This is a genomic window from Bacillus sp. FJAT-27251, assembly GCF_001273925.1.
GTDB lineage: Bacteria > Bacillota > Bacilli > Bacillales > Cytobacillaceae > Mesobacillus_B.
In genome coordinates, this window is record NZ_LIGG01000001.1 from 3,763,078 (window position 1) to 3,774,625 (window position 11,548).

At 44.8% G+C, this 11,548-nt stretch carries 11 protein-coding genes; 7 read left to right on the forward strand and 4 right to left on the reverse strand.

Going from position 1 to position 11,548, the window contains the following annotated elements; translation table 11 throughout:
* The 3 genes from ADU22_RS17685 to ADU22_RS17695 all read left to right on the forward strand — a co-directional run bounded on the left by ADU22_RS17685 (position 1) and on the right by ADU22_RS17695 (position 2,593).
* On the forward strand, positions 1–1,170 hold the full coding sequence (locus tag ADU22_RS17685) for a Ger(x)C family spore germination protein (protein WP_053363342.1): 1,170 nt from the start codon (positions 1–3) through the stop codon (positions 1,168–1,170).
* 137 nt (positions 1,171–1,307) lie between these two features.
* On the forward strand, positions 1,308–1,694 hold the full coding sequence (locus ADU22_RS17690) for a VOC family protein (RefSeq protein ID WP_082252903.1): 387 nt from the start codon (positions 1,308–1,310) through the stop codon (positions 1,692–1,694).
* Positions 1,695–2,026: 332 nt separating this feature from the next.
* Positions 2,027–2,593 carry a DUF4256 domain-containing protein gene (locus tag ADU22_RS17695; protein ID WP_053363344.1) on the forward strand — a complete coding sequence of 189 codons (567 nt, stop codon included), beginning with the start codon at positions 2,027–2,029 and terminating at the stop codon, positions 2,591–2,593.
* 114 nt (positions 2,594–2,707) lie between these two features.
* Here ADU22_RS17695 and ADU22_RS17700 read toward each other — a convergent pair whose 3' ends face one another.
* Together ADU22_RS17700 and ADU22_RS17705 are read right to left on the reverse strand one after the other, a co-directional pair.
* Entirely contained in the window at positions 2,708–3,367 is a 660-nt protein-coding gene (locus tag ADU22_RS17700) for a 3-oxoacid CoA-transferase subunit B (RefSeq protein ID WP_053363345.1), read from the reverse strand.
* A gap of 21 nt (positions 3,368–3,388) precedes the next feature.
* A complete protein-coding gene (locus ADU22_RS17705; RefSeq protein WP_053363346.1) occupies positions 3,389–4,078 on the reverse strand; it encodes a CoA transferase subunit A in 690 nt (229 codons plus the stop codon).
* A gap of 246 nt (positions 4,079–4,324) precedes the next feature.
* Here ADU22_RS17705 and ADU22_RS17710 point away from each other — a divergent pair, with 246 nt between their 5' ends.
* Entirely contained in the window at positions 4,325–5,203 is an 879-nt protein-coding gene (locus tag ADU22_RS17710; protein ID WP_053363347.1) for a LysR family transcriptional regulator, read from the forward strand.
* Between the two features lie 118 nt (positions 5,204–5,321).
* Here the strand turns inward: ADU22_RS17710 and ADU22_RS17715 are convergent, their stop codons facing one another.
* A complete protein-coding gene (locus ADU22_RS17715) occupies positions 5,322–5,711 on the reverse strand; it encodes a hotdog family protein (protein WP_053363348.1) in 390 nt (129 codons plus the stop codon).
* A 120-nt stretch (positions 5,712–5,831) separates the two neighbouring features.
* The gene (locus tag ADU22_RS17720; RefSeq protein WP_053363349.1) at positions 5,832–6,791 is read right to left on the reverse strand and encodes a LacI family DNA-binding transcriptional regulator; all 960 of its coding nucleotides are present in this window, start codon (positions 6,789–6,791) and stop codon (positions 5,832–5,834) included.
* A 392-nt stretch (positions 6,792–7,183) separates the two neighbouring features.
* Here ADU22_RS17720 and ADU22_RS17725 point away from each other — a divergent pair, with 392 nt between their 5' ends.
* From ADU22_RS17725 to ADU22_RS17735, 3 genes are read left to right on the forward strand one after another with little or no spacing between them, the layout of a single operon-like run.
* Positions 7,184–8,719 (forward strand): BCCT family transporter, encoded by a 1,536-nt coding sequence (locus ADU22_RS17725; RefSeq protein ID WP_053363350.1) that lies wholly within the window; start codon positions 7,184–7,186, stop codon positions 8,717–8,719.
* Between the two features lie 17 nt (positions 8,720–8,736).
* Positions 8,737–9,429, forward strand: a complete 693-nt coding sequence (locus tag ADU22_RS17730; RefSeq protein WP_053363351.1) for a TetR/AcrR family transcriptional regulator — start codon at positions 8,737–8,739, stop codon at positions 9,427–9,429.
* Positions 9,430–9,469: 40 nt separating this feature from the next.
* Complete coding sequence (locus ADU22_RS17735; RefSeq protein ID WP_197280141.1) at positions 9,470–11,521, forward strand: CocE/NonD family hydrolase; 2,052 nt, start codon at positions 9,470–9,472, stop codon at positions 11,519–11,521.
* The last annotated feature ends 27 nt before the right edge of the window (positions 11,522–11,548 follow it).

Consider the following 11,548-nt stretch of genomic DNA (forward strand, 5'->3'; position numbering starts at 1 on the left):
ATGAAGCGAAAATCAATGATGGGCATTTCCTCTATGATAATATTTTGTCTGTTCTTTATGGCAGGCTGTGACATTGACGTAGTTGAAATCGAAAGACAAAACTTTGCGAATGCCATCGGGGTCGATTATCGGGATGGTAAATATTATATTTATATTCAAATGCTGGGACTATCCTCCGTTGCAAAAAGGGAAAGCGGCGAAAAAGCTCCGCCTGAAGTTTATGTTTCAGAGACCAGTGGCGCAACGTTTATTGATGCGTTTTTTAAAGCCTATCATACCGCACAGGAACGAATTGTTTGGGCAAATGTGACGGCCATTGTTTTGAGCGAAAATATCCTGAATAAGGGACTTGGCAATGTTTTTGATGGTTTGACGCGTTATTATGAATTCCGGCCAACACCATGGATCTTTGGGACAAAAGATTCAATGGCCGACATTCTCACTACTCCTGGTTTTTTTAATCAAGGTTCATTGGACACCCTTCTCCAGAGCCCAATGGGTGTGTACGAACAAAGCTCAACCATCAAGCCAAAAAAGTTAAATCAATTTGCACGCGAAATCTTTGAGCCTGGCCAAACCACTTATATTCCTTCGCTTGCAGTAAATGACCTCCAATGGAAGAAAAACAAAAAGAATGAAGCAAAATTATCGATTGACGGGGCGTTTTTCCTAAAGAACTTGGAATACAAAGGGCATTTTCCATATGAGCAATTAAAAGGGATACGTTGGTTGACTCCGGAAACGGTCCGTGCTTCTCTCCTGCTTCCAAATGAAAAAGAGCCGGATTTTCTTACGGTCCTTGAAGATCAAAGTGTTAAAATCCTTCCTGTAAAACAAGATGGGTCGTTCCGTTTCACCATTTCCTATTTTGCGAACGGGATTGTGAGCAATCGGATGAGGAACAGCACGATGAATGTGGAAGCGATGGAACAATTCGTCAAAAAGGGGATCATCTCCCAGGTGAGGGAATTGTACCAGTTAGGGTTGGAGCATAATATAGATTTTCTAAACCTTGAGCACCAGCTTTACAGAAAATATCATAAAGATTGGCAAAAGCTAAAAGATCAGGATACGTTGCTTCGTGAAGACAGCATAAAGTCAATGGAAGTTCATATCACCCTGGAACATTCAGGATCATTTAAAAACCGGAAAATTACGATTAAGGAATAGGATATGGTTAATTTTTCTTGGTATTGGCAACAAGTGAATTACCTGCTATTCGTGAATTCATTATAAGGGTATGAAGGATTTTTGCTTCCAGCGATGAATAGTAATGAAGAAGTTGTTAAATTAAGGAGTGGATGAATGTGTTTAGTAGAGTCGGCCAGATTATGTTGTATGTTCACAACCAGGATGAGGCAGTAAAGTTTTGGAGAGAAAAATTAGGATTTGTAGTCATTTCTGAGGAAAATAGCGGCCAGGGATTCAGATGGATCGAGATCGCTCCCCGGGAAGGTGCTGAAACAAGCATAATACTGCACGATAAGGAGTTTGTCGCCAAAATGTCTCCAGGACTAAACCTTGATACTCCTTCTCTAATGTTCTTTACCGAAAGCTTCGACCAATTGCACCAGGACCTTGCAAATAAAAATATTACCGTTGGAGAAATCATGAACATGCCAGCAGGAAGAGTATTTAACTTTGCTGACAATGAAGAGAATTACTTTGCGGTTATGGAAAGAAACTCACTATAGATAATCATCATCGCTTTTAAAGGGATAACTCGCCTAAATTGACGGTCTTTCTCCCCTACCAGGGATTTATGGGCGGCAGCTTGAGGCGGGTTATTTCTTATAGAAAGGCTTGCCTTTTCAATTTCCTTGTCTTAACTGCATAGTACGAGTAAAAAATTATATATTTAGGAAAAAATAAAGGACGAGGATAAATTTTTTAAGTGTGTATTTAGCACATAGTGAAATAAGAGAAACTTAGAGGACGTTTTAATTGAAATTAGAACTTGTACAGCTAAAGACAAAAATGTATGATATCCTTTAGCAAATGAAGATAACACTAGGAGGAAACAGTTTTGACGAATAAAAGTACAGGTTTGTCGCTTGAGCAGCGTGATGAATTACTCACCGCATTGAAAACCCGCTTTGAAAAAAACATGCATCGCCACGAAGGCCTTGAATGGGCTAAAGTCCAGGCAAAACTTGAGGCAAATCCGGATAAACTGTGGTCGCTGGATGAAATGGAGGCCACGGGCGGTGAACCGGATGTTGTTGGGTATGATCAACAAATGGATGAATACATCTTTTATGATTGCTCGGCTGAAAGCCCTAAAGGCCGCAGAAGTGTTTGTTATGACCGTGAAGCGCTGGAAGCGAGAAAAAAACACAAACCGGAAAACAGCGCGATGGATATGGCAGCCAGCATGGGGATTGACATCCTGACAGAGGAACAATATCGGGAGCTGCAGAAGCTTGGACCTTTCGATCAGAAAACATCAAGCTGGATTCAAACGCCATCGGATATCAGAAAGCTTGGCGGAGCCCTCTTTTGCGATTACCGCTTCGGGCATGTGTTCGTGTATCACAACGGCGCAGACTCCTACTATGGCGCCAGAGGCTTCCGCGGTTCACTAAGGGTCTAGTGATGGAATGGGTTGCCTATGTTGAATGGCAGAAGAAAATTACAAATATTCTGCAGGACAACGTAAAAACGGGGCTCCCCTTCTTTAGGGAACCCCGTTTTCCTATAGACTTATTTAATAAGCATCCAATGCGACGTCTTCCGGAACAATCAATTCAGGTTCAGTGGAATCAAGCACATCCTGGACAGTATACCCTTTCGCCACCTCTACCAGCTTCAATCCGCTGTCAGTTACATCCATTACGGCACGGTCCGTAATAATCCGGTTTACTACCCTTTGCCCTGTCAGCGGCAGCGAGCACTTTTTCAAAATTTTTGACTGTCCGGCTTTATTGACATGCTCCATGATGACAATGACTTTCTTGGCACCATGAACCAGGTCCATTGCGCCACCCATTCCTTTGATCATCTTTCCGGGAATCATCCAATTGGCCAAGTCGCCATTTTCGGCCACTTCCATTCCGCCTAAAATAGCCACATCAATATGGCCTCCGCGAATCATCGCAAAGGATTCAGCATTGCTGAAATAACTCGCTCCAGCAATCGCTGTTACCGTTTCTTTCCCGGCGTTAATCAAATCCGGATCCACTTCTTCTTCGCTCGGATATGGTCCGATTCCCAGCAAGCCATTTTCTGACTGAAGGACAACGGCTTTGTTTTCAGAAATGTGATTAGCCACCATGGTTGGCATGCCAATCCCCAGGTTAACGTATGATCCATCCGAAATTTCCTTCTCTGCTCTTTTAGCAATTTTGACCCTTACGTTCTCTGCCATTGCTTTTCTCCTCCTATCCCTTTAAGATTTAACGGTTAAACGTTCAATTCGTTTTTCTTGCTTTCCAACAATCAGTCCCTGAACATAAATGCTTGGTGTATGGATTTCTTCCGGTTTCAGCTCACCAATTTCAACCAGCTCTTCCACTTCGCAAATTGTGGTTTTCCCGGCAGCCGCCATCATTGGATTAAAGTTTTGCGCCGTTTTCCGATAAACCACATTGCCCATTTTATCGGCTTTCCAAGCCCTGATTAAACTGACATCGGCAACAAGAGCTTCTTCCAACAAATATTCCTTGCCATTGAATTCCCTTGTTTCCCTTCCTTCCGCAATCGGTGTACCAACACCAGCTGGGGTGTAGAAAGCAGGTATTCCTGCCCCGCCGGCACGGATCTTTTCGGCGAGGGAACCTTGGGGAACAAGCTCAACCTCCAATTCACTGCTAAGAACCTGCCTCTCAAACTCCTTATTTTCACCAACATAGGATGAAATCATTTTTTTAATTTGCTTGTTTTTTAGTAAAAGGCCAAGGCCCCAATCATCGACCCCGCAGTTGTTCGATATGACCGTCAAGTCTTTGACATTTCGGTCACGCAGCGCTTTGATCAGATTCTCAGGTATCCCTACCAGCCCAAAACCTCCGACCATCAGCGTCATTCCATCCTGAATCTCACTTACTGCTTCTTCAAAACTGCTGTAAATTTTCTTCATAGATATCCCCTCCCGGAATCAAATGGTAAATGCTCGAAGCTACACCTTATCTGTGCCAAAAATTCATCCTCAATCTGGATGCGCTTACAATTAAGTGATTGTTTTAGCACGACACTCCTTTCGGGAGCGTTCATTTTTGAAAATATTCAGTTTATGTTACTTATAAGTTTACAAGATATTTAATTATAAATAAAATGAATAAAAAGAATACTATTCATTCTGAAACTGAATAAATGAGGCGGTATGATGGAATTAAAGGATTTGCATTATTTTTATGAAGTCGTAAACTATCGGGGTTTTACAAAAGCGGCAGCCCATACCTTTGTTTCCCAGCCAACATTAAGTAAATCCATAAAGAAGCTGGAAGCTGAACTCGGGGTAGAATTATTTGAGCGTTCCACCCGAAAATTGGAACTGACCGATGCGGGAGAAATTGTTTACAGTCAAGCAATAAAAATATTAAGTGCCACGGATGAACTTAGGATTCTTCTGGATGATCTTCGGAATTTGCCAACTGGTACGATTAAGATTGGGATTCCTCCGCTGATTGGGACGCTGTTTTTCCCTTCCATCGCTAAAAGTTTTGGAGAACAATATCCGGAGGTGTCCCTGAAGCTAATTGAACTTGGCGCAAAGCGAATTGAACATTTGGTAGAAGAAGGAGAGGTTGACGCTGGAATCGTCGTCCTTCCGACAGAAAAGGGAAAGTTCAATACCTCCCCTTTCAGGAAAGAAGATTTCATGCTCTATACGAGTGCCTGTCATCCTTTTGTCAAAAAAGAGGTCATTGCATTGGAGGAATTAAAAGCGGAAAGGTTTATATTATTTAACCGTGAATTCGCTTTGCATCACCTCATCATAAAGCGATGCCAGCAAGCAGGGTTCGTTCCAAACATAGCTTATGAAAGCTCTCAGTGGGATTTGATTGCGGAACTGGTTACAGCCCGGTTGGGAATTACCCTTTTGCCAAAATCCATATATGAAAAGATGGACAAGAACGCTGTCGCAGCCATCCCCTTGCACGACCCTCCGATTTGGGAACTTGGAATCATTACGAAAAAAGATCGATACCAATCCCATGCAGTCAAGGCCCTGATCAGGTTTCTAACCAGCAGGCCTGGCTGATCATCAGTGAGGAATGAGAATGGCTGCCATGTAAAGATAAAACCCTGGGTGAAACTGTATAACGTTTACTCCCAGGCTTTTTGATTTTCTGGCTTTTAAAAGTCCGTTATTCACCAATTCACCCGTTGGATGCTAAGATCACTCCCGCAAAATTCCCTTTCAGAACTGGTTTTATATTCTGGTTTGTACATTGAAAAGAAGCGGCAATCGATATCCGATTTTGGTCCTGTTTCTCGTATGTATCAATGGTTACCTCACATACAATAGTGTCTCCGGTAAAAACAGGCCTTAAAAACTCAAAGTTCATCGTACGCGCCAATACGTTATAATCGCCGCCCACTTTTGTGGGTAAGGTCGCTGTCAACAACCCCTGCACAACAAGCCTGCCCTGTTCGTCAGGTGTAACATGGTGAATGCCTTCATCACTAGAAACCTTTGTAAAACTTTCCACATCCTCCACGGTGAAGGTCCGTTCAAATGTAATCACATCCCCTGGTTTTAAAGACAAAGCTACCTCTCCTTTTATGATGGAATGGAAAATATCGGTGGCCACTAAATATCTTTCTTAGATAAGAAATTCAACAAAAAGAGCGTTAATCCTGCTGATCAACACAGCTAAAGAATCGAATTAAACCGTTCCCCTCTCAATCAGCCTTCCCTGCATTTCTATCTTGCTTTTATCTGCCTTTAGTGCTTGCAGGAACAGATTCCTGCCCATTTCCTCAATGGGAATTTCTACGGTGGTGATCTCCATCATTTTCGCAATAGGCTGATTATCAAAACCGATGAGGGCAAGCTCGCCAGGAATGGATATGCCAAGTTTTTGGCTGCATGTTACGATGCCGGCGGCGACCTGGTCACTGGTGACAAGCAGGGCAGTTGGAGGGGATGCCAATTCCATCAACATGTTTACAATCTTTTCGCCATCCTCAAAATATAGGCAATCACCAATTATATAATCCTCATTGAATCCAAGGCTGTATTTTTTGATGAAATCTCTATATGCCGCCTCGCGCTGTAAACTGTTCACCCCTGTCCTCCTGCCGATGCAATAACCAATTTTCCGGTGGCCATGCTGATACAAGTAAGTTAATGCAGTATAGAAGGTCCTGTAATGATTCACATAGGTGACTGAAACGTCTCTTCCTTCGCTATTTTCACATATAACAATATGCCCATAGCCAGCGTATTCGCGTACTGTTGCCATACTGCAGGCACGGGAGCAAATGATCAAGGAATCGATTTGTTTCTCCCTCAGCATCTCCAAGGCTTCAAGCTCCCTGTCTTCCCGGTAATCGGTTTGAATCAGCACCAATTTATAATTATGATCCAGTGCAAGCTTCGCAATTCCATTTAACATGATTGAAAAATAAGGATGGTCCGAGTAAGGGACCACTACTCCCATCAGCATGGTTTTCCCTCTGCTCAAATGCACCGCATTAATATTCTTATGGTAATCGCTTTCCTCGATTGCCCGTAAAACAGCCTTCCTTTTTTCTTCACTGACATATGGATGGTTGTTTAGTACGCGGGAAACCGTCGTAACTGATACTCCGGCCATCCTTGCCAAATCTCTGATATTTGCCATGACACCCACCTATTCCTGCCATTGATCCAACCTTGACAATTACATTAGTATAGAGTTTATTTTAGCTGAAATAATCATCAAATGATTGAATTGGCTCTGCCTCACCGGATTGCCCAGCAGCATGCAAACAAAGGAAGGCAGATACATATACAGCAAAGCAAAGTATTAGCAACGAAAACATAAATTTCTCCTCGCTTTCTTTATCGTTGCCCTCAGTGTAAAGTATGAAACGCGTTTCAGGTCAACTCTTTGTTTAGGAGTTTAACAAATAAGGGTTGTCCATAATTAGATTATTATGTTAACATGAACATGTTCATCGAATGAACGTGTTCATAATTTGAACGTATTCATCGATGATAAAGATAAATATTTTGGGAGGAATGTGAAGCTTCATGAATGATTCTAAGTTAGAAAAGTCGATTTTTTGGCCGTCGCTGATCTTAATTCTCGCGGTCACCGTATTGCTTGTTATTTTCCAGGAATCAGCAGCTCCTGTGCTTTCAGGGATGCTGACTTCCATTACGTTCCAATTGGACTGGGCGTTTGAATTCCTGACAATTGGGCTATTTATCCTTTTGTTATGGTTGATGTTCGGCCGTTATGGCCAGGTCAAGCTAGGGGGACTCAACGATCAGCCCGAATTTTCCAAGCTCAGTTGGGGAGGCATGTTGTTCACAACAAGTATGGGAACCAGCATTATGTTCTGGTCCATTGTTGAACCGCTTTATTATTACACCGGTCCGGCGTTCGGAATCGAACCAAAGAGTGCCGAAGCGGCGGAGTATGCGGTAACGTACGGATTATTTCATTGGGGAATTTCAGCCTGGGCGCTTTACGCCTTGCCATCCGTTGTCATGGCATACAGCTTCCATGTGCTTAAAAATCCTTCATTGAAAATCAGTTCTGCCTGTCGAGGTGTGCTTGGAAAACACGCAGATGGCTTTCTTGGAAAAGCCATTGATATTCTAGTGATCTGGAGTATGATTGGAGGCCTGGGAACTTCCTTGGGACTCGGAGTTCCGATGATTTCTGCTGTTCTTGGCAATTTGTTTGGACTGCAGCCATCGTTATGGTTAAATATTGTGATTATTATTATCTGGACGTTCATCTTCAGCTCCAGTGCCTACCTTGGGTTATATAAAGGAATACGAAGATTAAGTGATTTTAATGTCTACATGGCGCTGGCGCTTGTCCTGTTTGTCATTCTTGTCGGTCCCACCTTGTTCATACTCTCTTATTTCACCAACAGTTTTGGATTGATGATGGATGGCTTCTTTAAGATGAGCCTTTATACAGACCCCATCACACAAGGCGGATTCCCTCAGGCCTGGACTGTCTTCTATTGGGCTTGGTTTGCTGCGACCGCTCCATTTGCCGGAATTTTCATAGCCCGCATTTCCAAAGGGCGTACGATTCGCGAATTGGTATTCCATGTGCTGCTTTGGGGTTCTGCAGGCAGCTGGCTGTATTTTGGAGTGTTTGGCGGCTATGCGATGGACCTCCAATTAAGCGGTAAATTAGCGTTAACCGAAATTCAGGCTGCTACAGGTGATCCGTCTGTCATTGTTGCCGTTCTGAATTCGTTGCCAATGCCAATGGTTGTTTCGATTTTCTTTGTGATTCTCGGATTCATCTTTCTGGCAACGTCCCTTGACTCGGCAAGTTTGGTCATTGCCAGTGTCGCCACGAAAAAGCTGGACGGCGATGGGCAGCCGGCCCGCTGGCACCGTTTGTTATGGGGAGTGCTTTTATCGGCGCTGGCGATCAGTCTGACGATGACTGGCGGCCTTAGCGTGGTCCAAACCTCTTCCGTTCTCGTCTCTGTACCTGTTTTGGCGATGTACATTTTAATGGCGGTGTCGCTAGTGAAATGGCTTAAGAAAAACGAAGAGATTCATATCTATGTAAACAAGCAAAATCAAAAGTAATTGGAGGACGCGAATAAATGAGTAAAGAGAGAAAAGAGCTTCAGCGTGCGCGCATGTTTCGGTATTTTCTTGATGCGGCGACCGATGTGATTGAAGAAGACGGCATTGAACATATGACGATTCGCAAGATTGCGGACCGCGCTGGGTTTACTGCCTCGACAGCGTACAACTACTTTAAGGATCTTTCTCACTTGAAATTTTTTGCGGCCATGCGATTTACGTCTGAATATGTAAAAGAACTGCCATCTTATATGGATTTAGGCCATAACATTGTAGATAAATGGCTTTACTCCTGGGAATGCTTCTGCAAGCATTCCTTTGATCAGCCGGAGATCTACTCTGTCATCTTCATGGACAATCTGGGGTCTTCCCCGCAAAAGCTGTTTGATGACTATTATGCACTGCATACGCATGATTTAACGGATGTGCCGGAAGAACTCCATGACATCCTGATTGAATATGATTTTTCCAAACGAAGTGCGCTTTACATTCAGGGAGCGGTTACCGAAGGTTTTATAAAAGAAGAAAATGTCCCATTAATCGCGGACATCACTCTAATGGTCTGGAAAGGCATGATGAATACGTATATGAACAGGCGGCGCGGCTATTCAAAAGAAGAAGCCATCAAACGGACTCTGGAACTCGTCGCCCAGTGCGTCATCAACGTTGTGGAACCTGAACGTCGCAGCGAAATAACATTCCGGCTATAAGAAACATCTTCCATCATGAGTGAACGAAAGGATGAAAAAATTGGTTTTTAATATAAAAGATTCAGGAAAACGCCGAGTAAAAACAGAATTCCCACGAAAAGTGAAAAAGCTGGAGAACATCTGGATTCCCATGTCGGATGGAGCAAAACTCGCGGCTCACATCTGGCTGCCGGTTGATGCCGAGGAGAATCCAGTTCCAGCCATCCTGGAATACCTGCCTTACCGTAAAAATGATTTTACCGCAATTCGGGATTCGGTCCGTCACCCCTACTTTGCGGGTCACGGCTATGCCAGCATCAGAGTCGATATTCGCGGTGCCGGGGATTCTGACGGAATTTTACTGGATGAGTATTTAAAACAAGAGCAGGACGACGCGCTCGATGTCTTGAGCTGGATTGCCAAACAGCCATGGAGCACCGGCGGAGTCGGGATGATTGGCAAGTCATGGGGCGGCTTCAACGGCCTGCAAGTGGCAGCACGGAACCATCCTGCCCTGAAAACGATCATCACCCTTTGCTCAACGGATGACCGTTATGCGGATGACGTCCATTACCGCGGCGGCAATCTGCTTGCTTCCGACATGCTGTGGTGGGCGTCGACGATGTTTGCCTACAATGCCCGGCCGCAGGATCCTGCCATTGTCGGCGACAGCTGGCGGGAGAATTGGCTTGACCGGCTGGAGAACACTCCCCCATTTGTCGAGGAATGGGTCCGCCACCAGCGCCGGGATGAGTATTGGAAGCACGGTTCCATTTGTGAAGATTACAGTGATATCCAGATTCCCGTTTTTGCGGCCAGCGGCTGGCAGGACGGCTACACTGATTCGGTTTTCCGCCTGTTGGAGCATCTTCCTAAAGAAAGCAAAGGGCTCATCGGACCTTGGGCACACGAGTACCCGGAAGTGGCCACTCCTGAACCGGCAATTGGGTTTTTACAAGAAGCATTGCGCTGGTATGATCATTGGCTGAAAGGAATCGACACCGGCATCATGGATGAGCCGAAGCTGATTTCCTACATCCAGGAAAGTGAACGTCCTGCCGTAACGTATGAAGAGCGTCCAGGGAAATGGGTCGCCGATCCTTCCTGGCCTTCCCCATTTGTCAACAGCGAAAACTGGTATCCTTCAAATGGGTCGCTTACCAAGGAAGTTCCTTCAGGTGATGACATTTTGGTCCCAAGTGTGCAGGAACATGGGCTTTACTATGGCGTCTTCTGCCCATTCGGCCAGCCAGGCGACCTGCCGGCAGACCAGCGGCTTGAGAATGGAAAAGCGGTTGTGTTCACATCCGCTCCATTAACAGAAAAGCTTGAGCTGCTTGGACATCCTGTTTTTCATGCTGAACTGGCAGCAAATCAGGAGAATGCCCTTATTGCGGTCCGCCTGATGGACAAGGCACCGACCGGCGAGTCAACGCTGATTAGCTATGGAATGCTGAACCTGACGCATCGGAACTCCCATGAGCATCCGGAAAAACTGCAGCCTGGCCGGAAATACAAGGTACAAGTGAAACTGGATTCGCTAGGACAGGAAATTCCTGCGGGCCACCAACTGGAAATTGCTGTTTCGCCGACTTATTGGCCTTCAGCGTGGCCATCGCCAAAGCCTGTTGATTTGACGCTTTATTTTGGTGAAGATACATTTATGGAACTGCCTGTCCGTACTCCTCAGGAAGAGGACCAGGATTGGGGCCATTTCGATGCACCTGAAACGGCGCAAGTGATGGAACGTGAAATTCTCCGTAAAGAAGAGCGCACCCGTGAAATCAGCTATAATCCAATAGAGGGTGTATGGACGCTCGCCGATTTTTCGGATGAAGGCGAACGACGCTTGCCTTCGAACGGCATCCGGCATGGCAGTAAAAACAAAAATACATGGAGCATCAAGGAAAACGATCCCCTATCCGCCTACAATCGCTGCGAATGGGAATTGACCCTTGGCCGGGATGACTGGAACATCACCCTTGAAACTGACAGCGAAATGTGGAGCGACGAAGCAAAATTCTACCTTGTGAACAAGCTGACGGCTTACGAGGGAGAGAAAAAAGTGTTCCATAAGACCTGGAAGGCGGAAATTGACCGGGACCATGTGTAAGTAAATCCTCTCACGGATATCATTTTA